Source organism: Flavobacterium laiguense (assembly GCF_003097655.1).
GTDB classification, from domain to species: domain Bacteria; phylum Bacteroidota; class Bacteroidia; order Flavobacteriales; family Flavobacteriaceae; genus Flavobacterium; species Flavobacterium laiguense.
In genome coordinates, this window is sequence record NZ_QCZH01000002.1 from 230,073 (window position 1) to 252,295 (window position 22,223).

Consider the following 22,223-nt stretch of genomic DNA (forward strand, 5'->3'; position numbering starts at 1 on the left):
ATGAAAAAAAGAAAAAGAATTGAAATTTTAGAAAAAGAAATTTTAGAATTAAAAAAAGTCGTCAAAAAAGATAGCATAACGCTAACGGACGAATCAAACCCCAATCAAGTGGTAACCATGAGTTATAAAAATGGAGCATTCTCTACTGATAAAATTACTACCGAAGTTGTCACGCAAACTGAAAACATTTCTAACGAACAAAAAAATTAACATGAAAAAGATTTTATTAAGCTTACTATTATTTGTGGCAATAGCCACACAGGGACAAACGCATACTATTGCGAGCCAATTAAAATTGGGTACCGTTAATCAAGGCACTAGTAATGATAGTGTACTCGTGAGAGGTGTAGATAAGTTGGTTAAATTCATTCCTCGTAGTCAATTTGTTTCCCCAGCTGCGCCAATTCCTACGTTACAACAGGTTTTGTTACAAGGAGGCTATACAATTGAAAATATCTTTATGAATGGTGGGCATATAGTTTCGTATCAAGTAGAGGACGGAATTAACTACAGTTCCCAATTAGGAAATAAAGGATTTACATTACAAAATGATTTTAATAATGGCTATACTAGCTATAGTAGAGAATTTATAAAAGCGGGTACAACTAGTCCTGAAATTTATAATAAATTATTATTATCAAATAGAGTGGCTTCGGGCGAAGCTTTATATAGTTTTGACCCAAATAAAATTGCTGGAAATTACACAATAGTTACAAAAGATGAGATTCCTAACCTTATCCCTAGTGTTGACTATTTAACGCCTACGGGTAATGCATCGGGATTAACAAATTTCCCAATATTAAATCAAAATACCACAGGTGTCGCATCTAATATTACTGGAAACATCCTGCAATCTCAGGTGACAAATTTAGTTAGTGATTTATCGGCTAAACAATCTACTTTGATCTCAGGGGCTAATATTAAGACTTTAAACGGAACCTCGATATTAGGAAGTGGTAATTTAGTTGTTTCTCCAGGTACATCAATAAGCGGTGGAACTTCTAATAGAGTACCAAAATTTAATGCTACGGGGGATAATATTGTAAACTCTTCAATAACCGACACAGGAGCTTTAGTAACTATTGCAAATCCAACAGAAATAAATAGTGGAGTTTCTGGGACATCGGGTTTAAAGTTTACTAATCTAACATCTATTCCGTCTCCTGCTACTTCAAATTATGGCCTTACTGGAACTTATCCACATAGGATGGTTGTCACCAATGATGGAACTCTTTATGTTGCAGATAGGGCCGACGGAACAATTAGTAAAATCACACCCGCTGGAGTGTCAACAGTATTTGCAACACCAGGAGGTGTTTATTTATCGGGCCTGCTATTTGACTCATTAGGAAATCTGTTTGTTACTAATAGAAGCTTAAATGTAATTCATAAAATACTTCCAGACGGTACTGTTACAACTTTTGCTACTTTGCCAGCGGGATCACTTTTAACAACGATAAAAGACTCATCTGATAATTTGTATGTAGCAAGAGTCGTTGGCAGTAACTCGTCTTATATAGACAAAATAACGCCCGCGGGAGTTTTAACGCTATATTCAACAGTAGGAACTGGTTCCACTACTTTTGGGGGTTTAGTTGACATGGCTTTAAATCCTACTACAGGTGATATTTTTACTGTACATATCGGTAGTGGTTCAATTTATAAAATATCAACTGCAGGAGTAAGCACTTATTTTGCAAGTACCAATAGCCAAGAATGCTACGTAATAAAATTTGATAACAATACAAATAATTTATATTCTTACGGACTTGCTACATCAACATCCTTGCTTAAAACCAATATGTCGGGGATTACATCTCTTTTGTCAACAGTTGGTGGTGGCTTTGATTTGAATCTTGACTCATTAGGAAATATATATACAATAGGGAATAGTGCTACCAACATTACCAAAACTACGCCCGCAGGTGTATCGACAATAATTGGAACAACTGGTGCAAATCCTCGGTGTATCGCAGTCGACATTAACAGAACTGTTTATAGTGCTAACCGTACTCCAAGAAACATTACTAAAATAACCCAACCTACTAATAGGGATGTACTTGCACTTGACAATTTAGGTAATGTAACTGTTAATAGTAATATAGTTACCGATGCAGGAGGTTTGGCTTATGCACCTAATGCAAATAACACTTTGATTGGTGCAGAAATATCAGGTAAATCATTAATTACAAAAGAGTATTTAGGTGCTAAAATTGGTACAACTGCGCCAGCATCTGCAACCGATACCGGAACAACAGGAGATATAAGAGTCGTTCCGGGTTATGTGTATTGGTGTATAGCCACTAATACTTGGGTTAGGACGGCTGGAACAACTTTTTAAACCATTACAATGAAAAAAATAACACTCGACCCATCCATCGCGGCAGTTGTCGATATTGAGAATATTGCACATAATGAGCGTGTAGTTATCAATTTCACATCCGACGCTAACTGGGTAGGAGATTTTGCTTTTAAAGTTTATAACTCGGAAAAGAAAAATAGCGAAATAGTGGTTGTCAATGCGCTTATTGTACAGGATAACCAAATGACATTGACACTAGAACCCGCACCTCAAAATATTCCTGACGGCACTAAATATTATGAAATTTCGAGTGTAAGCACTAAAAGATTATTGTTTAAAGGCTCTTTAAAAATAAATCGATGATAGTAACAATAACAAGCGATGCTCCCAATATTGTATTTGGGGATTCACAACGAAAAATTGAGGTCACGATTGATCTTAAAAAAGATGGCATTGATGGCAAAAGTGCGTATGAGATTGCAGTTGATAATGGCTATAATGGCACGCTAGAGGAGTTCACGATCAACCTAGTTGACCAGGATATTGATTTTAATGCTTATTACATACTTTCAAAAAATTAGATTATGACAACAATACAAAGAATTATCGCATTAGCTACGGCTATTGGTACCGACATTAAAGGATTGACAACCAAACAAGGTGACTTAACTGGATTGTCAACGACAGCTAAGTCAAATTTAGTTCTTGCTATCAATGAAATTTTTGGATTGGTCGGCGGTAACTCGTCAATTGATGATGTAGCGGGCGATGGAATTACGAATAAGACATGGTCGGCAAACAAAATTTTTGACACCATTGAGGCGGCAAAAGTTGCAATAAAAAATGAGCTGACCAATGGAGCTGCAACGGCTTTGGATACACTTTCGGAACTGGCAACGGCTTTGGGTAATGATCCAAACTTTGCGTCGACAATTGCTACAGGATTAAGTCAACGAGTTCGATTTGATTCGGTTCAAACATTAACCGTTGCTGAAAAATTACAGGCGTGTTCCAATATTGGTATTGGCGATCCGGATTACAATTTTATAACAGACTATAATACGGCCAAAGCATAATGGATTTGATTGATAGAATTAAAGCTGCTTTTATAGCTGTTGGTGGTGACATCAAATCTATCAATAGCAAATTGATGGCTTTGGATGCCGATGCAACCAACGCAGACTTTACAGCGCTGGTTAATACTTCAAAATATTTACCATCGGCAACACTAACAGCCAATAGAACAATTACAATGCCCGTTGGTGTTGATGGAAATGTGATAGAATTTTACAACAACGAATCGGGTTTTGCTTGGAGTTTGGCTGGCAGTTTGGTATATCTCGCAGATGGAATCACAGTCGTTGCGTTTTTATATGCAAACACCAATTATATAATTAAGAAAATCTCTGGAAAATGGAGAATCGCAAATTAAAGATTATGAAAAAAATACTTTTACTTCTAGTACTGTTTGTTGGCGTTAATTTGTCGGCACAGGTGCAATTTGGGAATGTTCAAAAACTGGCTACGGTTACAGCAACTGGAAACATAACCACCCAAAATTTAGTACCAACTGGAACGGCTACGGCTAACAGTGCTGTTGAAATTGCTTTAACAGGATCTAATTTTTTGTCTATTCAAACAACTGGAACATACACAGGAGCTTTGACAATACAGGCGACGGTAAATGGAACCACTTGGGTAACTCTAGGAGGCTTACCTATTCTAAATTCAAATTCCACTAGTACGGGACTACCCACGATAACATCCGCTTTGCAATCTATTTTTCAAGTACAAGTTGCTGGGGCATTAAAAGCTAGAGTAACAGGACTTTCCGCAATGACAGGAACTGCAACGATTACGATGATTGGTTTACAAAATACGGCTATTGTTGCCCTCGGTGCTGCTATTCCTCCTGGAGGTAATGTAGTGGGAGGTGTGACGCAGTCGGGAGCTTGGACTTTTCAACTAGGAAATACTCCAAATACAACGCCTATACTTGCCAATGTCTTGAATCCCCTTGTAATTGCTACAGGAGATGTAGGCATAAAAACGGTAACATTCAACGGAGCTACGCAAACCAACACAACGGCAAAAGGTGCTGTTGTAGTGTTGAATGTTGGTGCCGTTACAGGTACTAGCCCCACAATGGTGTGTAAGGTACAAGGTTCTGCGGATTCGGGTACAACTTGGTTTGATGTGCCAAGTGCAACTACTGCAACTCTTACTACTACTGGTGTTTTTGGAATTGAAGTTTATCCCAATATTACTACGGTTATAGGAACGACAACCACAGGAACAATTGCACAGATAGCAAGTGTTTTGCCTAGAACATGGCGTGTAGTGTACACAATTGGAGGAACAACGCCCTCATTTACGTTAATAAACGTACAAGTTAATTATTTACTTTAATATTAATATAAAAACAAAAACAGTATGAAAGATTGGAAAACAACTCTCGCGGGAGTTATTGTTGGAGGGGTAGCCGTTGCTATTGCATTGGGTTACATCTCTGCAGAAGTGGGGGCTCAAATTATTGCAGTTGCAGGTGCATTGGGTTTAATTGCAGCTAAAGATGGTGATAAAACTGGAATAGCGAAGTAGTTTAAATTCTCAGGAGGAATGGAATTAAAAAAAGTCCTCCAACAATTAAAAACTTCTCACGGTAATTTAATTAAGCATAAAGCCACAGCGTTGGAGGACATAAGTCTTCTATGCTGTGGCTTTGTTATGTCTTGTAAATTCCGTGAGAGGTGCAAACTTAGGCTAATTATAGCAAATATAAAAAACAATTATTTATGATTTTAGGTTTAAAAACCAATGAAAAGCCACAGGCAAGGCTAAAAACGCCAATTTCTTATTATGGAGGCAAACAATCAATGTTGAAACATATTTTGCCATTAATCCCTGAGCATCGGGTATATGTTGAGCCGTTCTTCGGTGGTGGTGCCGTCTTTTGGGCTAAAGAACCGTCCGAGGTTGAGATAGTAAACGATTTGAATGGGAACGTTATTAATTTCTATAGAGAGTTAAAAACTAACTTCCAAGAGTTGAAAGATATGATTATGTCAACGCCATACAGTCGTGAGGTTTATAAAAATGCGATGGTAGTTTATGAAATTCCATATATATTCACTCCAACACATAGAGCATGGGCATTTTGGGTAGGAACTGTACAAGGTTTCTCTAATAAAATAGGTTCGTGGCGAAGTGCAACGCAACGAAGTAAGGAAAGCACATTGAATTATAACAAGAAAGAGGGTTTTAACGCCTCTTTGTCTAAAAGACTAGACATAACTCAGATTGAGTGTAAAGATGCCGTAGAATTGATTTTAAGGCAGGATTCGGAAGATACTTTCTTTTATATTGATCCTCCGTATGTAGGAGCTAATCAGGGGCATTATGGCGGTTACACACAGGAGCATTTTAATGCGTTGCTTAATGTGTTGAGCATTATAAAAGGAAAGTTCTTGCTATCCAGCTATCCTAATGAAGTGTTGGATGAGTATCGATTACAGTATGGTTGGTACAGTAGTGACAAAGATATGGTATTGTCAGCCAGCCGTAATAGCAATAAACGTAAGATAGAAGCTTTGACGGCTAACTATGTGATATAATAATTAAGCCCTTTAAATTGTTTTTAAAGGGCTTTTAAATGTCGTCTAGGTTTTGGGTATATTTGTCAAGAAAATGTACATTTCAATTTAGATTTTTGTACATTTCAATTTTTCGATTATAGAAGAGGAGAAATAAAATTACTTTAATAAAAAAAAAACACTCATTGAGTGTTTTTTTTTTATTAATTCTGTATCTATTTTTCAGGACCAGACATTTGAGGCTAATTTATTTCTTCTTTCACCTCTTCTTCAACTTCACTTTTTTCTTGAATAAGTGCTACTTCAGACTCTATTTCTTCTTCATTTTCAGTATTCTTACTTTTAGAAAACCATCCTTTTATTTTATTTTTGAAAACACCAAAAAAGCCTAAGAGACTTAATACGATTATTTTTCCGAATTTAAGAAAAATGGCAAAGAAACCAACTTTGGCTAAAACTTTCCCAGCTACAAGACCTCCAATTGTCCAAGCGGCAACTTCATCGACAGAAGAGTCGAAATCCTCATATTTATAGCCATCATTGAATTGCACAATGTCAAGCACTTTACTAATGTCTTTTTGTACAAGAGGCAATTCATTTTCGGTTGCAATAGCATTTAATACTAATACCCCTTTTCTGCCTAGGATTCTAACATTATAGTTTAGTGTATTTAAGGAATCTTGTCCAAATTTTATTTCTTTGGCCCAATGCAGTATTTTCCTGTCTTTGTCATAAAATGGTTTTGCGGCCCAACCTACAATACTAACAGGTGCATATCCTTCTTTTTGTCTTTCCTTGTTTTCTTCGACCGTTTCCTTTTGCATTTCGGTTAACAAATCATCGTAATTGACATCGTCTGCATCGTCGTCCTCAACATGACCAATTTCATCATATTGAATATTGAAAACATAACCAATTTGACTCATTACTCCTTGGTTTTCGGGTAATAGTAAACCTAGAGTTAAATTTTCTCCTTTTGGGTTTCCCCATAAATCAACCAACACTCTTTCTGCTTGTACAGGGTTTAAATATTTAAAACCATTTGGGACATTTATTTTACCTATTCCGTTTTTTAAATTAACAGAGCCATGTTCGTATCTAAAAGTTTTTTCAATAGAATCAATTTTCTTTTGAATGTTTTCTTCTTGTGAATACATGAAAAATGTGAACAGGCAGGAAATAATAGTTAAAGTAGTTTTCTTCATTCTCATCGTTTGGTTTAAAGGTTTGGTTAATTTAAAAAAAAAGTAGTCAAAGGACTATTTATTTTCAAATATAACTTTTGTTTTTAATAAATGTTAATTTTTTTACTTTTTTAAAAAAATTAACACAAATTGTCTTTTTTAAACCAATGATCTGAAATATAATAAAGAAGAGTAAAAGGTACTACTTTGAGAAATTAGTTTCAAAAGTCTTAAATTGATTATCCAAATCTTGAATTAGTTGTTTTTTTACTGCAGGGTCTTGTATGAAACTATAATTGATACTGTTATAAACAAATTGTTTGATATCGGTATAGGAAATGGTTTGGTATCTTTTGGCCAGTAAAACATATTGTTCGGTCATATTGGTTCGTAATATTCCGGCATCGTCTGTACTTATGACTATTGGTACTCCAAATTCTTTGTACAGAATAATAGGATGACGGTTTTCTTTTACTTTTAAAATGAACTCATTACTGGCAAGATTGATTTCGATTGGAATGTTATTCTTGGCCATGTAACGCATTAATTCATAACTATTTTCCTCGTAAGCCATATCTACTCCATGTCCGATTCTATTGGCGCCAGCGGTATAAACTGCGGCATTGATATGCCAAGTCAATTCTTCGGGGCGAACTAATCCTAAGGTGAGTTCACCGGCATGCATGGTATATTTTACCTTCGGGAAACGGCTGTGGCAATACTTGAACATGACCATGTGTAGCCAATAATCTTTCATGGATGTTTCGCCATCTTCGGGAGAAACGATATTCACTCCCGCCATCAGCGGACTGCTATCGGCCGATATAAAAGCAACCACAAGATTTTTGAATAAATCCACCGGTTCCATGAAACGCAACACAAAATTTTGGTAGCGCATTGTGAATTGTTTGTCATCCATTTTGAGCTCTTTGTGCATTTTGGCAACAAAATTGGTATTAAAATCAGCGGCGTATTTTTTGGCTTCTTTTTGGATGAAAATGGCATACAATGAATCCAAAGATTGCATAACGGCTTTTTCGTTTTTGTTAGCCGCCATTTGTCTCAATTGAGCATTGTATTGAGCTAAATCATCCGTTTTTATTGCACAAGGAATAGTAGATAATTGGGTTTCGATGTAACTTACATTTTCCTTAATGGCTCTATTTTTTAATTCCAATAAACCAGCTTCAAAATTGCCTTTTATAGCGGGTTCGAACTTCATAAAGGATTCGAAAAACAATTTGTCCGAAGGATAATCGACATTATTATAATCTTTGACAGACCATTTTTGCATTATTTTTTGTTTGTAGGTATCCAATTCTCCATTATTTTTCAAAGTCGAAAATAATATCCAGTCGCTACCAGTCTGTTTTTCTTTACTAACAGTCATGGTTTGGGTATTGAGATAAAAATCCTCGTCAATGGCGTGGGCTAATAAAGGTTCGGCATAAATAGAACCAGAATAATGGTGGTGTAAATCGCCTCCTTTGGGCATTTGGGCAAAGAAAGCGGTCAGCTCGGCTTCGTTATTTCTAATTTTTTCAAAATACTGATTGGCCGATTGGGAAAAACCTACTTGGAATAGGATGGTAAAAAGGAAGGTAAAAAATATCTTCATAGTATAAATTTCATTCAAATATACTTCAAATAAAAATTAAAAAAAAATTGGTAATTCTGAAATTTATCAAATGACCCCAAGAATTAGTAGTAAAGCAAAGAGAATTAACATTGTAGCAACTAGGGTTTGAAGGTTTTTTATGGTCACTTTTTTTAATAATTTATTTCCAAAATAGGCTCCGATAAAAGCGGATAATGTTGCTAAGCCCAACAAGAGGTAATCAAATTGATTATGGTGAATTATTATTTCCTTTGAATAAATAAAAAGTCTAGAGATGTCAATCAGACAGGCAATTACAACTCCTGTGGCAATATACGATTGAGGTGAAAGATTGGCTCGAATTAAAAAAGCGGCTCTCAATGCGCCTTGATTTCCGGAAAGTCCACCAAAAAAGCCACTTAAAACCCCACCAAGAGGCAAATATTTTTGATCAAACTGCAGATTGGTTAAACTTGGAATTACTTCGAAAAGAGAAAAAAACAGCAAAACGATGCCGATAATTAATTTTATAGGCATAATTTCGAAAGTATGATTTTCTATTTGATAGTCCAAAACAGAATGCATTTCGGTTAATAAAGATAGGAGATAGGCACCAAGAAAAGCAAATGCAATAGCGGGAATCCCGAAACGGAATACCACGTTTCGATTCGCATTTTTACCCAATAAAAATAACTTGAAAAGGTTGTTCAAAAAATGGACGATCGCTGTGAGCATTATCGCTATTTCGATAGGGAAAAATAATCCAAATACGGGTACAAGGATTGTTCCTAGCCCAAATCCAGAGAATAAAGTTAGTCCAGAACCGATTAAGGCTGCAAGGCAAATAATTAGATATTCCATTTGTTTTAAATAAAAGTTTCGTTGCCTTTTTCGGTATAATCCAAGTCAACATGAAAGGTTTCCTTCAGTTTCCACAGTGCCAATAAAGAAATAATAGATAATAAGGCACCAACGATCATACCCGATTTAAGAATATCTCCTTCGAAAAGGCGGTCACGAAAAAAACTATAGATTAAAATAATTAGCGGAAGCGAACCCCGAACAAAATTAGGAACAGTAGTAGTTACGGTAGCCCTGATATTAGTGCCGAATTGCTCGGCAGCTATGGTTACAAATAAAACCCAATACCCCACAGAGAATCCCATAGCAAAGCAAAGTAAATAAAAAGAGGAAGCAGAAATCCCGAATGCATTCAAATAAACAAAAACCATTATCAGATTAAAAATCAAAAACAAGCCCATGATTTTTTTTCGGCTTTTTAGCCATTGACTGAATAATCCGCTGGCAATATCCCCAAAAACCAAACCAGTGTAGCAAAAGGCAATTGCTTTTCCTGCGGCGATGGTTTCGGCTTGTTGTACGCCAAGGGCTTTGGCAAATTCGGGTGAGAAAGTAATCAGAACGCCCACCAAAAACCAAAGCGGAATCCCAATAAGAATGCATTGAAGGTATTTTGAAAACCTTTTTTTATCGGTAAACAAAGAAAGGAAATCCCCCTTTTTTTCTTCGCTTTGTTGAATTTGTTTGAACATACCCGATTCGGTAATACTGATTCTTAAAAACAACAACAAGATGCCAAGAATTCCACCAGCATAATAACACAAACGCCAATCCTGAAAAACTTGATAGACCAGATAGGCAGCAACAGCTCCAGAAACCCCTACCGAAGCAACAATCATGGTTCCGTAACCGCGTTTTTCTTTGGGCAATGATTCGGTAACCAAGGTGATTCCGGCGCCCAATTCTCCAGCGAGTCCTATTCCAGCAATCAATCTCCAAAAAGCGTAACCACCAACGGTGGTGACCATTCCGTTGGCAATATTGGCAACCGAATAAATTAATATCGAACCAAATAAAACGGATATTCTTCCTTTTTTATCCCCTAAAACCCCCCAAAGAATTCCTCCGAAAAGCATTCCGAACATTTGCATGCTAATCAAATATTCTCCTTGATCCCGAATGGCATCGCCTGTTATTCCTAGGTCTTTGAGGCTATCGGTACGGACAATCCCAAAAAGCAGTAAATCATAAATGTCTACAAAATAGCCTAGGGCGGCTACAATTACGGCAGCATTAAGAATGGATTTCGATTTTGTTGTTATTGTGTCAGGAATGCTATTCATTAGGATTTGGTCTTTATTTTTGGTTTGGTTAATTCGGTTTATTGGTCGTAAAGTTCTAAGAGGCTATGGTTTTCTTTTAAAACGCTCAGCCAAATATAATCGACAGGGATTTGTTGTGCAAGTTTTAGGTCTTGGTTTGGTGCTATTTGCTTTATGGTAAATGAGTGGGTTTGAATGTTTTTTTTGTATAACTCTACTTTCTTACAAACAAAAAAAATAGTTGTTTTGTTGTAAAGCGGAAATACAGGAAAATAAAAGCAAATGAGCTTAGTACAGTTTGTAGATTTGTCATTTTGTATTTGATTTTTTACTTTAATGTGTTGGTATATAGATTGATGTGGTTTTTTTTGTGTTGATTGAATTCTAAATTGTAATGACTATTATTTTGGAGAAATAACATGTGATTTTAACTAATTTGGTTTGTTATATGTAGCTTATCTTTTTATTTTTTAATAGTTTAATATATTTAGTTAAGTTTGCTTAACAGATATTAAACAAACCAACCCCCGAAAAATTGTTATGAAATCACCATTGCAGTCTTTAGATGAGTCAATTATTTTATCAGAATTGGCATCAGGGAACGAAATGGCTTATACTTATTTCGTCGAGAAATATTGGCAAAAAGTTTTACAACATGCTCTGAGTTTTGTGAAATCATATCCTGTTGCCGAAGAGCTTACCCAAGATATATTTATCCAAATTTGGCAAAAAAGAGAGAAGCTATCCGAAGTAAAAAGTTTTGATAACTATCTTTTTATTGTAAGTCGCAATTTAATTATTACCCATATTCGTAAAAAGTTAGTCGAAACAGAATCTTTTAAAGGAGAAAAACTCCAAGAAATGTTTCTGAAACCAGATGAGCAATATGAGTATAAGGAGTTGGATCGAATTATAAACGAAGGAGCCAATCTTTTGGGAGAACCCAGACGTACTATTTTTTTATTAAGCCGTTTAGAAGGAAAAGATGCCGATTTTATCAGCGAAGAATTGGGTCTTGCCAAAAGGACCATACGTTGGCATTTGTTGGAGGCCTTAAACTTCCTTAGAATCTACCTTAACAAGCATTATGGTATTCATTTATTGATCCTAATTTGTCTGGGATTCTATTCGTTTATTGCTATTTTTTTGTGATTATTATTGGGCTCTAAATATTTTTTTACTCTTTTTTTAATTTTTTCACCATTTTCATTGCCACTTTAGTAAAGTATCCTCGTCTTTATATAAGAAGGACATCCTTACTGGCTTAAATCTTTTAGTTATGTATCAAAAAGAAGTGTTTAAAGAACTTATGTATCAGTTTGTTTCAGGAGAAATATCTCCTGAAGGGAAAGCACAGTTATTAAAAATGATTGATGATCCTCAATATGCAGACGATTTAGATTTTATACTTCGTGAAAATTATGATCGTATAGAACCAATTAAAGCAAATCCAGAATCTACTCAGCAATTCATTCAATCTCTTAGAGGCAAAATGAATAGTACTGAAGAAGAAGAAGAGGAAGAAGAAGCTGATTTTACTTTATTCAATTGGAGAAGATTGCTAGTTGCAGCTAGTGTAGTATTAGTTATGGGGCTTGGTTATTTTACATACAATCATTCTAAGCCATCGCCAGTTATAGTAAGTAATGAAAAGAATAATGTGATAATGCCAGGAAGATCTGGAGCAATACTTACTTTAGGAGATGGATCTCAAATTGTTTTGGATAGTGTTGCAAATGGGGTTTTAGCGAATCAGAATAATACTGCTGTTTCTAAAAAGGATGGAGAATTGGTTTATACCGAAGGTAGTAATGCACATTCTGTAATTAATAAAATGACAACACCGAGAGGAAGACAATATAAATTAGAATTATCGGATGGTACAAAAGTTTGGCTTAATGCTTCATCTTCTATCTCTTTTCCAACTTCTTTTTCGGATGATGAAAGAAGAGTGACCATAATAGGAGAAGCTTATTTTGAAGTGGCCAAAGATAAGAGTAAACCTTTTACGGTAACAGTTAATGATATTGAAGTAAAAGTATTGGGTACTCATTTTAATATCAATGGGTATAATGATGAGGCCAAAATTAACACCACACTTATGGAAGGTAGTGTATTGGTAGGTAGAAAAGATAAAAAAGTACTTCTGAAACCGGGTCAGCAAGCCGAAATTAAAAATACGGGTGGTGTAAAGGTCAAAGATCTTGAGAATTTTGATGCGGTACTGGCTTGGAAAAAAGGGATGTTCCATTTTGAGAATGCCAGTCTTGAAACGGTATTGCGTCAATTAAGTCGTTGGTATGATGTAGATGTTGTTATAGATAAAGGGGTTGTTTCCAGAAATTTTGAAGGAGAAATAAACAGAGACTTAGAATTATCGCAAGTTTTGAAAATTTTAGAAGGAAATAATGTTCATTTTAAAATAGAAGGCAAAGTTTTGAGAGTAATGCCTTAAGGATAAAGACAAATCGGGGAGACCCTTTTTTATAAAATATTTATTTGTGATCCAATAAAAAAGCCAGCAGATGTTGGAAGCATCGCTGGCTTGTTCCTTAGTACAAAGGAACTATGACTGGAAAAACAGATAAATAGACCAAGCAAGGAAAATTTATTATTAACCAAAATCATTACAAAAGTATGAAATTATTACCAAAATGCAAGTCAAGAAATTCTTGGCTTACACCTAAATTCTGGAAAGTTATGAAATTAACGTCCATATTGATAATTGCTTTGACATTAAATGTTTCGGCAGCAGTATCTTCACAAACGATAACTTTCTCCGGGAAGAACGTAACAGCAAAAAAAATGTTATCTGTTATAAAAGAACAAACAACCTATGTTTTTTTCTATGATGTGACCATTTTAAATAATGTTAAACCCATCTCAATAGACGTAAAAAACGCATCAATTGAAACGGTTTTGCAAGAAGCTTTCAAAAATGCACCTGTAAAATGGATTATTCAAGGTAAAACAATTTCTTTAATTCCAAAAGTAGAGAATACGATAAAGAAAACAAAGATTGCACCGGTTAGCAGAAAAATAAAAGGTAGGGTTGTCAATGAAAAAGGGGAATCGTTAGCTGGAGTAAATATATTGGCTAAAGGCACAAAAGTTTCTACACAGACTGATGTTGACGGCTCTTTTGAAATTGAAATTCCAGATGATGTGACTGTATTAGTTGTTACTTATATAGGTTTACAAGATCAGGAAGTTAAGATTATTAATGATGGACCACTCAATATTGTATTAAAAGAAGTTGGACAACAAATGAATGAAGTAATTGTTGTTGGGTATGGTTCTCAGAATAGAAGAACGGTGAGTACTTCGGTTTCTAAATTAGATAAAAAAGTTTTAGAAAACGTACCTTATTCTAATGTAACACAAGCATTGCAAGGGAATGTGAGTGGTGTAGTTGTTCGTACTGCATCTGGTCAACCGGGTAAAGCGTCAAGTATTATAGTTCGTGGTGGTACTTCTATTGATAATCCTGCAGGAGCTACACCATTATATATTGTTGATGGGGTTATTCGTAGCCAAATTGATGATATTAACTCGGCCGATATTGCTTCATTGCAAGTATTAAAAGACGCAGCATCAACTTCCATTTATGGTGCACGTGGGTCTAATGGGGTAGTTATTATTACGACTTCTGTTGGTAAAGTTGGGAAAACTAAAATTACTTATGGGTATTCTTCTCAATTCAGTCAAGTTGCCAAAGAATACAAATTTTTGGGCGGAGAAGACTTTATACGATTATCTCGTTTGGGAGTTAAAAATGCTGCCGATATTATGGGTGGTACACGTCCTAATGCTAGAGACAATCAATTAGTTGGGGCAACTCCTTATGGAACTGGGAATAATTTAAATAATAATACAGCTTTTGCCACTTTATTGAAATCTAGTTTGTCTGCAGAAACGATAGCCTCCTTACAAGCTAAAGGCTGGGAAGAAATGGTAGATCCTCTTAATACATCCAATACAATTATGTTTAAAAGTACAGATTGGAATGATGTTTTGTTTCAAGATGCTTTGACGCAAAATCATAATTTAAATTTTAGTGGAGGGACAGATAAAAGCCTTTTCGATTTAAGTTTAGGATATTTAAAAGGAGATGGGGTTACAATCTTTACAGGTTACGAAAGATTTACTGCAAAGATGAATGCTTCTTTTACTTTGGCCGATAATTTTACTTTAAATGGTAAAATGTTATATGCTAGATCAAATAACAATCAAGTAGTGAGCAATAGTGTTGTCTTTAATAGGTATTTAGGAAATGCTCCAACTACAAAATTCTTATTAGAAGATGGTACATTAGCTCCGGGTCAGAATAACATAAACGGAAATCCATTGTATCAAATGGGGAAAGTAAAAGGGATTAATGAAAATGAAAAATTGCAATTAGCAATTGATGGAGATTTAAGACTTACAAAAGATTTAGTTTTTACACCATCGATGTCATTGTATAGTGAAAATACTTCCGGAAATGTTTTTCAACAAGCCTTTCTAAGTGGAAATACGGGGTTAGTTGATAATACTCGACCAGCTTCTCAAGTAAATAATCGTTTGTTTCAAACACAATTCGAAGGGGTTTTTACGTATACGAAATCGATTGATGAAGTAGGTAATTTTCAAGCGAAATTAGGGGCTTCCAATTATGGAAGAACTATAAAATCATTTAATGCTTCAGGAAAAGGAAGTCCTTCAGATCTTGCACAAACATTAGATTCTTCTCCAATTCCAGTTTCAGTTTATGCCAATAATACCAAATTGGTAATGAATGGCGTTTTCGGACGTTTGAATTACGATTATAAAAACAGGTATTTATTTACGGGATCTTTCCGTTATGATGGCGCTTCAAATTTAGGACCAGACAATAAATACGGTTTTTTTCCTGGTGTATCTGTAGGATGGAATGCTCATGAAGAAGAATTTTGGAAAGTAATGCCAACAGTTGTGTCTTCATTCAAATTAAGAGGAAGTTTTGGTATCAATGGAAATTTAGGAACCTTGGGCGATTTTCAAGCTGGAGGATTGTATTCAGGGTCTACCAACGGAATTGCCAATAATTACAACGGTCAATCGGCTATTGTTAACTCTCAAATTGCCAATCCTGGGTTGAAATGGGAGCAATCACAAACGAACAACATTGGTTTTGATTTAGGGATTAACCAAGATAGAATTAGATTAATTGGGGATTTTTATAACAAATTGACTTCGGATTTATTAACCAATTTGACATTACCTTCTAATAGTGGATTCTCAACAGTTTTGACCAATCTTGGTGGTTTAAGAAGTAAAGGATTCGAAATGGAATTGGCAGCAAATATTTACAATCAAAATGATTTGAAAATTAATGCTGGATTTATTATATCTCACAATACCAATGTTATCGAAACACTTCCTTACAATGGAAATTTAAACAACAGAATTGGTGGTACTCAAATTTGGGATGCTGGAAGTGGATCGTATGTATATGTAGGTGGATCACAAGAAGGACAAAAAATTGGAGATTTTTACGCTCATAAACAATTGTATATTCTTCCAACACAAGCCGCTGCGGATGCCTATAATGCAACAACAAAAGATACTTATGTGACTAAAACGAATGCAGCAGGTGGAAATCCAAATGGAATTAAATATCCTGGAGACGCTGTTTTTGAAGACACAGATGCCAATGGTGTTATCGACAGTAAAGACAGAACCTTTATGGGGAATATGTTTCCTAAATATGTAGGAGGTTTTAATTTTGATGTAAGTTATAAAGGATTTTCATTAGTGGTAAGAACAGATTATTCTTTAGGGGCAACAATATACAATGAAGCCAGAGCTCGTTTTGTAGGTCAATTTCAAGGGAATTATGGGTTGCTAGCCGAAAGTTTACAATCTTGGCAAAAAGAAGGAGACATTACAGATGTACCTCGTTATCGTTGGGCTGATCAAACCAATCAAAATAACTTATTTAGATCTGAAGCCAGTGGAGCAGCTTATAACACAAATATGTTTCAAGGAAATAGCCGTTATTATGAAAGTGGGGATTATTTATGTTTAAGAGAAATCACTTTAGGATATACCGTTCCTACTTCTTTTGTAAATAAAATAAAATTGGCATCGGCTCGTCTTTATCTAACGGGAAGTAATCTTCATTATTTTACTAAATATAAAGGTTTAAATCCTGAAGTTCAAGGTATAGATGGAGGGTCTAGTCAAGGTTTAAATTCGGCTGGAGCTACAGGAACCTATCCTGTACCAAGAAATATTATACTTGGATTAAATGTAAGTCTGTAAATTTTAATATTAAACAACATGAAAAATAAATATATATTATATTCTATCTTATTCGCTTGTCTCTCGCTATTGAATTCTTGCGCAGACGACTTAAACTTAGAATCCGAAAGTGTAATCACTTCTGACGTTTTTTGGAAAACAGAGGATGATGCAAAGGCAGCTATCAATGGATTGTATTTTAATTTTAGAACACAAACGCAACAAAATTATTATTTATTGGGGGGTGCAAGAAGTGCGGAAATTAAAGGAGGTAATCAATCGCCATTAACTTTAGCGAATTATTACAACAACAATCTTACGGCTCAAAATGTAGATGTAGATTGGGCTGGTCTATATACTGTTGTACAACAAGCGAATCTAATTTTGAAGTATGTCCCAACTATTCAGTTTAGTCCATCTACTTTAAACGAGCAAAAAAGGTATCTGGCTCAAGCCTATACGATGAGAGCTTTGGCTTATTTTATTATGGCCCGTTCTTGGGGGGGTGTTCCGATCGTTACAACACCAACAGAGAATACGAATCAAAACGAATATATTGTTCCGCGTAACACTTTGGCTGAAACTTTTGCATTCATTAAATCGGATATTGATTTGGCTCTTGCTAATTTTCCGGATGCAAATAATAATAAAGTGCAATTGTCTAAATCAGCCGCATATGCTTTAAAAGCGGACGTGAATTTATGGACTGCTAAACAATTGGCAGGTGGAGCTACAGATTTGAACATTGCTCTAGATGCCATAAATGCGATTGCTGCAGGTCCCGCTTTATTGCCTAATTATAAAGACGTATTCAATTACGCGAATAAAGGAAATAATGAAGTGCTTTTTGCGGTTCGTTATTCATTGACGGATGTTCCTTCAAATTTATCGGATAACTGGAATTCTTTTATGTATGTTGGGCCAAATGATTATTCAGGTGCTACAACTGCAGAAGCAATTGCAATGTTTGGAACACTGGGTTCCGGGTCTGGTAATGCGGGTATTTCCAGAGTACAACCCGATCCTGCACGTTTTAATTTTGCAGCCACTGACGCTCGAAAAGGTGCCACTTACTTAACCCTAAGAAACACTGCAAATACTGCAGATGTGGTTACGGGTTTAATGAAATACAACGGTACTGTTGATGGTACATTAAGACGATTTACCAGTGACATCATTATTTATCGTTGGGCAGATATTTTATTGATGAAAGCCGAAATAAAGAATGCTTTGGGGCAAGATCCAACTCTAGAGATGAATCAAGTGATGCAAAGAGCTGATGCTACTGCTGCATTTACCAATTCTTCACAAGCTGCTAATGATGATGTTATTTTAAAAGAACGTCTAAAAGAACTAGCTTTTGAAGGGAAATCATGGTGGGATTTAGTTCGTTTTAATAAAACGGCGACTGTTCCATCTATGGCTGGGAAACAAATAGTATTCCCAATATCTCAAAACACAATTAACTACAATCCAAAAGTAACCCAAAATCCTGGGTACTAATTTAGATTAAAATTTTACCGTTGACTGATTGAGTCGAAAATTTAAAAATTTTCGGCTTGGTCAATTAACACCCATAATTTAACGATAAAACATCATGAACATACAACACTTACAAGGACTTATAGCTGCACCATTCACACCATTTAACAGCGATGGAACATTAGATGTTAGCTTAATACCAGGATACTACGCATTTTTAAAACAAAATAAAATTACAGGGGCTTTCATAAATGGTTCAACAGGCGAAGGAGTTTCTATTACTTTAGAAGAAAAAAAAGCCGTAGCACAAGCATGGGCAGATTGTTCCAATCACGATGCCGATTTTAAAGTAATGGTATTTTTGGGAGGGACTTGTCTTTCGGATTGCATTGATTTGGCCAAACACGCTTATGAAATTGGATTGTATGCAGTTTCCTTAACGTCTCCTTTTTATTTTAAACCAGCCAATGTTGATATGCTGGCCCAAGCTTGTATTATGGTTGGAGAAAGCGTACCCAATATGCCTTTATATTACTACCACATTCCAGTTTTGACAGGCGTAAATGTACCTATGTTTGATTTGGTTCAAGCACTGGATGGTAAACTGGACAATTTTGCCGGAGTAAAATATACGCATGAAGATTTTATGGATTTTCAAAGCTGTATGAGCTATAAAGACGGTAAATACGATATGCTTTGGGGACGTGACGAAAACATGTTGTCTGCTTTAGTGCTGGGAGCCAAAGGTGCTGTTGGAAGTACTTTTAATTATGCAGCTCCTTTGTACTACAAATTGATTGATGCTTTCAATACAAATGATTTAGCTGCAGCTCGTGTTTTACAGCAAAAATCAATTAACATGATTCGTCTTTTAGGCAAGTATGGCGGAATTTCTGTTGGAAAAGCCTATATGAAAGTTGTAGGATTGAATTTAGGCGAGTTCAGATTACCCATTAAAAACATGAGTATAGAACAGTTTGTGGACTTCCAAAAAGATGTGGAAAGTTTAGATTTCAAAAGCTTTAAATCAAATCCCACAACTTAGTTTATAGATGAATTCAATAGAAAAGGTATTACTTTCTCTAATTCCATTACTTTTTATGATGTCAATAACAACAACCGTTTCTTCTCAAAATAAAGATTTTAATACTATCGAATGGAAAAATGCAGCTCATGTGCAAAATCCAGATGGGACTAAATCACTTGGTTTTGCCGGTGCAATAAATGGGGTACATAAAAATGTTTTTATTGTGACCGGTGGAGCCAATTTTCCTGATAAAATGCCGTGGGAAGGTGGAGCAAAAAGATATTCTGATGAAATCCATGTGTTGCAAAAAAAGCATGAGGATTTTATTTGGAATAAAAAGACTAAAGCTAGATTACCGGAACCCATTGCCTATTGCGGAGTAACTTCAACCGATTTGGGTGTAGTATATGTAGGAGGGGAAAATGAAAAAGGACTATCCAATAAAGCGCATATCTTGAAGTGGAAAGATTCCAGAAATGATGTTGCGATTCTGTCTTTGCCTCAATTTCCTTTGGCTATGACCAATATTACCCTGACTCATATTGGAAATGTGGTTTACGCAATTGGTGGAGATGAAGCCAAAAAATCGTCTAATCTTTTTTATAGCTTGGATTTAAATGTTTTGAATCCAGAGTGGAAAGAGCTGCCAAATTTGCCCATTGCATTGGCTAATGCTGTTGCGGTGGTGCAAGAAACAAAAGAGGGTACAGCAATTTTTGTTATTGGAGGGAGAACCAAAACAGCAACCGGCATCAGTGATTTACACAGTACTACTTTCGTTTTTAATCTAAAAAAACAAACGTGGTCAAGCGTCGCTGATATATCCGACGGAACAAATGCCACAAATTTTTCTGCTGGTGCCGCTGTTGCTTTAGGAACTCATTCGATTTTAATTCTTGGAGGAGATAATGGTCTTGTTTTCCATAAAATCGAAACTTTTTTATCACAAATCGCCCAAGCAAATTCAATAGCAGAAAAGGAGAAGCTTATTGCAGATAAAAATGTGTTGAATACCCAGCATCAAGGGTTTTATAAAGGGATGTTGTTGTATAATACACTGACGGATACTTGGACAAAAGTAGGGGAGTTACCATTTTTGGCACAGGTTACAACAACTGCTGTGTTATGGGGTGATGACATTATTTTGTCTAATGGTGAAATAAAACCGGGAATACGAACACCTAATGTAATGTTAGGAAAAATAAAATAAAATAATCAAATCTTACATTTTTCTAGTTAGCTATTTTTCTTTTACCCCAATAGAAGAAGATAAAAATCATTAGAATACATTTTAATTACAAACAAATTATGAAGAACTCAAAATATTATCCGTGGATAGTAGTGGGCTTGCTATGGGTTGTTGCCTTGCTCAACTACATGGACAGACAAATGTTGGCGACCATGCGTCCCTCAATGGAGGCGGATATTCCGGAACTGGTTTCTGGAGAGAATTTCGGACGCTTAATGGCAATATTTCTTTGGATATATGCTTTGATGAGTCCTGTATCTGGGATTATAGCCGACAAATTAAATAGAAAATGGCTCATTGTTGGTAGTCTATTCGTTTGGTCTGCAGTTACCTATGCTATGGGATACGCTACAAGTTACAATCAAGTGTATTGGTTAAGGGCACTTATGGGGGTTAGCGAGGCATTGTATATCCCTGCTGGATTATCCTTGATTGCCGATTATCATCAGCAGAAATCAAGATCACTTGCCATAGGAATCCACATGACCGGACTTTATGTTGGGTCGGCTTTAGGAGGATTTGGAGCTACAATTGCTGGCGCATATTCTTGGCACGCTACCTTTCATTATTTTGGATTAATTGGAATTGTTTACGCTTTTGTTTTGGTATTCTTCCTTTTCGAGAAAAAGGTTTCAGAACAAAAAAAGTTAGATACGAATTTAAATAGTACAAAAGAAAAAGGCTCTGTTTTTAAAGGATTAGGATTGTTATTTACGAATATTTCGTTTTGGATTATTTTATTCTTTTTCGCCACAATCAGTTTACCGGGTTGGGCTACCAAGAACTGGTTGCCAACATTATTCTCGGATAATTTAAGGATTTCTATGGAACAGGCTGGGCCATTGGCAACGATAACAATCTCAATGTCTTCTTTGTTGGGGGTAATTTTCGGAGGGATATTGTCAGACAAATGGGTACTGGTAAATGTTAAAGGGAGAGTCTATACAAGTGCTATCGGGCTGAGTTTAACAATTCCTGCATTATTGTTGATTGGTTTTGGAAGTTCAATACACCATATTATTATAGCGGGTCTTTGTTTTGGGATTGGTTACGGAATGTTCGATGCCAATAATATGCCCATTCTTTGTCAGTTTGTGTCTTCAAAATACAGAGCAACTGCTTATGGAGTTTTGAATATGACAGGAGTGGGGTGTGGTGCATTGGTTACTTCAATATTAGGAAAATATGCAGACGAAGGGACATTAGGAAACGGCTTTGCAATGATGGCGGGTGTTGTATTGGTTGCATTATTGGTTCAAATTATTTTTCTACGTCCACAAGTAAACGATTATACGGATGCATAATTGCATCAGGTTTGAATTTTAGTTTTTAAGTTTTTTAAGTTGAGTTATTTGGTTGGTTGTTTATCTGCCGAGGTGAAATCTGAACTTTCACCTTGGCC

At 35.6% G+C, this 22,223-nt stretch carries 20 protein-coding genes; 16 read left to right on the top strand and 4 right to left on the bottom strand.

The genetic code is table 11. The features are described from left to right. The 9 genes from DB891_RS03900 (at position 1) to DB891_RS03935 (ending at position 5,916) form a co-directional block, all read left to right on the top strand. On the top strand, positions 1-210 hold the full coding sequence (locus DB891_RS03900; protein WP_116760794.1) for a hypothetical protein: 210 nt from the start codon (positions 1-3) through the stop codon (positions 208-210). Position 211: 1 nt separating this feature from the next. Then, positions 212-2,341 carry an NHL repeat-containing protein gene (locus DB891_RS03905; protein ID WP_116760796.1) on the top strand — a complete coding sequence of 710 codons (2,130 nt, stop codon included), beginning with the start codon at positions 212-214 and terminating at the stop codon, positions 2,339-2,341. A gap of 9 nt (positions 2,342-2,350) precedes the next feature. Then, on the top strand, positions 2,351-2,665 hold the full coding sequence (locus DB891_RS03910; RefSeq protein WP_116760798.1) for a hypothetical protein: 315 nt from the start codon (positions 2,351-2,353) through the stop codon (positions 2,663-2,665). Further along, complete coding sequence (locus DB891_RS03915) at positions 2,662-2,883, top strand: hypothetical protein (protein ID WP_116760800.1); 222 nt, start codon at positions 2,662-2,664, stop codon at positions 2,881-2,883. Before DB891_RS03910 ends, DB891_RS03915 begins: the two co-directional genes overlap by 4 nt. Before the next feature lie 3 nt (positions 2,884-2,886). Further along, positions 2,887-3,378: a hypothetical protein gene (locus DB891_RS03920; protein WP_116760802.1), complete on the top strand. Its 492-nt coding sequence runs from the start codon at positions 2,887-2,889 to the stop codon at positions 3,376-3,378. A 5-nt stretch (positions 3,379-3,383) separates the two neighbouring features. Next, positions 3,384-3,734: a hypothetical protein gene (locus DB891_RS03925; RefSeq protein ID WP_124019486.1), complete on the top strand. Its 351-nt coding sequence runs from the start codon at positions 3,384-3,386 to the stop codon at positions 3,732-3,734. A 5-nt stretch (positions 3,735-3,739) separates the two neighbouring features. Beyond that, entirely contained in the window at positions 3,740-4,711 is a 972-nt protein-coding gene (locus tag DB891_RS03930) for a hypothetical protein (RefSeq protein ID WP_124019487.1), read from the top strand. A 24-nt stretch (positions 4,712-4,735) separates the two neighbouring features. After that, the gene (locus tag DB891_RS17560) at positions 4,736-4,903 is read left to right on the top strand and encodes a hypothetical protein (RefSeq protein WP_189337091.1); all 168 of its coding nucleotides are present in this window, start codon (positions 4,736-4,738) and stop codon (positions 4,901-4,903) included. Between the two features lie 194 nt (positions 4,904-5,097). Continuing rightward, positions 5,098-5,916, top strand: a complete 819-nt coding sequence (locus DB891_RS03935) for a DNA adenine methylase (protein ID WP_116760808.1) — start codon at positions 5,098-5,100, stop codon at positions 5,914-5,916. Positions 5,917-6,137: 221 nt separating this feature from the next. Here the strand turns inward: DB891_RS03935 and DB891_RS03940 are convergent, their stop codons facing one another. The 4 genes from DB891_RS03940 to DB891_RS03955 all read right to left on the bottom strand — a co-directional run bounded on the left by DB891_RS03940 (position 6,138) and on the right by DB891_RS03955 (position 10,820). Continuing rightward, complete coding sequence (locus DB891_RS03940; protein ID WP_223256044.1) at positions 6,138-7,100, bottom strand: DUF2167 domain-containing protein; 963 nt, start codon at positions 7,098-7,100, stop codon at positions 6,138-6,140. Between the two features lie 181 nt (positions 7,101-7,281). After that, entirely contained in the window at positions 7,282-8,697 is a 1,416-nt protein-coding gene (locus DB891_RS03945) for an amidohydrolase family protein (RefSeq protein ID WP_116760812.1), read from the bottom strand. Positions 8,698-8,763: 66 nt separating this feature from the next. Further along, entirely contained in the window at positions 8,764-9,537 is a 774-nt protein-coding gene (locus tag DB891_RS03950) for a sulfite exporter TauE/SafE family protein (RefSeq protein ID WP_116760814.1), read from the bottom strand. Between the two features lie 5 nt (positions 9,538-9,542). After that, a complete protein-coding gene (locus tag DB891_RS03955; protein WP_116760815.1) occupies positions 9,543-10,820 on the bottom strand; it encodes an MFS transporter in 1,278 nt (425 codons plus the stop codon). A 519-nt stretch (positions 10,821-11,339) separates the two neighbouring features. On the opposite strand from DB891_RS03955, the gene DB891_RS03960 reads away from it, so the two are divergent. The 7 genes from DB891_RS03960 (at position 11,340) to DB891_RS03990 (ending at position 22,125) form a co-directional block, all read left to right on the top strand. Further along, positions 11,340-11,951: a sigma-70 family RNA polymerase sigma factor gene (locus tag DB891_RS03960; protein WP_116760817.1), complete on the top strand. Its 612-nt coding sequence runs from the start codon at positions 11,340-11,342 to the stop codon at positions 11,949-11,951. Positions 11,952-12,078: 127 nt separating this feature from the next. Continuing rightward, positions 12,079-13,254: a FecR family protein gene (locus DB891_RS03965; RefSeq protein WP_116760819.1), complete on the top strand. Its 1,176-nt coding sequence runs from the start codon at positions 12,079-12,081 to the stop codon at positions 13,252-13,254. A 245-nt stretch (positions 13,255-13,499) separates the two neighbouring features. Then, positions 13,500-17,084: a TonB-dependent receptor gene (locus DB891_RS03970; protein WP_189337092.1), complete on the top strand. Its 3,585-nt coding sequence runs from the start codon at positions 13,500-13,502 to the stop codon at positions 17,082-17,084. An 18-nt stretch (positions 17,085-17,102) separates the two neighbouring features. Continuing rightward, positions 17,103-18,566 carry a RagB/SusD family nutrient uptake outer membrane protein gene (locus tag DB891_RS03975; RefSeq protein ID WP_116760823.1) on the top strand — a complete coding sequence of 488 codons (1,464 nt, stop codon included), beginning with the start codon at positions 17,103-17,105 and terminating at the stop codon, positions 18,564-18,566. Positions 18,567-18,660: 94 nt separating this feature from the next. Beyond that, entirely contained in the window at positions 18,661-19,590 is a 930-nt protein-coding gene (locus DB891_RS03980) for a dihydrodipicolinate synthase family protein (RefSeq protein ID WP_116760825.1), read from the top strand. A gap of 7 nt (positions 19,591-19,597) precedes the next feature. After that, the gene (locus DB891_RS03985; protein WP_116760827.1) at positions 19,598-20,782 is read left to right on the top strand and encodes a galactose oxidase; all 1,185 of its coding nucleotides are present in this window, start codon (positions 19,598-19,600) and stop codon (positions 20,780-20,782) included. 98 nt (positions 20,783-20,880) lie between these two features. Further along, positions 20,881-22,125 carry an MFS transporter gene (locus DB891_RS03990; RefSeq protein WP_116760829.1) on the top strand — a complete coding sequence of 415 codons (1,245 nt, stop codon included), beginning with the start codon at positions 20,881-20,883 and terminating at the stop codon, positions 22,123-22,125. The last annotated feature ends 98 nt before the right edge of the window (positions 22,126-22,223 follow it).

What these genes read in the sequence shown, in the direction of transcription:
- DB891_RS03900 (WP_116760794.1), top strand. Translation starts at nt 1, where the DNA reads ATGAAAAAAAGAAAAAGAATTGAAATTTTAGAAAAAGAAATTTTAGAA.
- DB891_RS03905 (WP_116760796.1), top strand. Translation starts at nt 212, where the DNA reads ATGAAAAAGATTTTATTAAGCTTACTATTATTTGTGGCAATAGCCACA.
- DB891_RS03910 (WP_116760798.1), top strand. Translation starts at nt 2,351, where the DNA reads ATGAAAAAAATAACACTCGACCCATCCATCGCGGCAGTTGTCGATATT.
- DB891_RS03915 (WP_116760800.1), top strand. Translation starts at nt 2,662, where the DNA reads ATGATAGTAACAATAACAAGCGATGCTCCCAATATTGTATTTGGGGAT.
- DB891_RS03920 (WP_116760802.1), top strand. Translation starts at nt 2,887, where the DNA reads ATGACAACAATACAAAGAATTATCGCATTAGCTACGGCTATTGGTACC.
- DB891_RS03930 (WP_124019487.1), top strand. Translation starts at nt 3,740, where the DNA reads ATGAAAAAAATACTTTTACTTCTAGTACTGTTTGTTGGCGTTAATTTG.
- DB891_RS17560 (WP_189337091.1), top strand. Translation starts at nt 4,736, where the DNA reads ATGAAAGATTGGAAAACAACTCTCGCGGGAGTTATTGTTGGAGGGGTA.
- DB891_RS03935 (WP_116760808.1), top strand. Translation starts at nt 5,098, where the DNA reads ATGATTTTAGGTTTAAAAACCAATGAAAAGCCACAGGCAAGGCTAAAA.
- DB891_RS03940 (WP_223256044.1), bottom strand. Translation starts at nt 7,100, where the DNA reads ATGAAGAAAACTACTTTAACTATTATTTCCTGCCTGTTCACATTTTTC.
- DB891_RS03945 (WP_116760812.1), bottom strand. Translation starts at nt 8,697, where the DNA reads ATGAAGATATTTTTTACCTTCCTTTTTACCATCCTATTCCAAGTAGGT.
- DB891_RS03950 (WP_116760814.1), bottom strand. Translation starts at nt 9,537, where the DNA reads ATGGAATATCTAATTATTTGCCTTGCAGCCTTAATCGGTTCTGGACTA.
- DB891_RS03955 (WP_116760815.1), bottom strand. Translation starts at nt 10,820, where the DNA reads ATGAATAGCATTCCTGACACAATAACAACAAAATCGAAATCCATTCTT.
- DB891_RS03960 (WP_116760817.1), top strand. Translation starts at nt 11,340, where the DNA reads ATGAAATCACCATTGCAGTCTTTAGATGAGTCAATTATTTTATCAGAA.
- DB891_RS03965 (WP_116760819.1), top strand. Translation starts at nt 12,079, where the DNA reads ATGTATCAAAAAGAAGTGTTTAAAGAACTTATGTATCAGTTTGTTTCA.
- DB891_RS03970 (WP_189337092.1), top strand. Translation starts at nt 13,500, where the DNA reads ATGAAATTAACGTCCATATTGATAATTGCTTTGACATTAAATGTTTCG.
- DB891_RS03975 (WP_116760823.1), top strand. Translation starts at nt 17,103, where the DNA reads ATGAAAAATAAATATATATTATATTCTATCTTATTCGCTTGTCTCTCG.
- DB891_RS03980 (WP_116760825.1), top strand. Translation starts at nt 18,661, where the DNA reads ATGAACATACAACACTTACAAGGACTTATAGCTGCACCATTCACACCA.
- DB891_RS03985 (WP_116760827.1), top strand. Translation starts at nt 19,598, where the DNA reads ATGAATTCAATAGAAAAGGTATTACTTTCTCTAATTCCATTACTTTTT.
- DB891_RS03990 (WP_116760829.1), top strand. Translation starts at nt 20,881, where the DNA reads ATGAAGAACTCAAAATATTATCCGTGGATAGTAGTGGGCTTGCTATGG.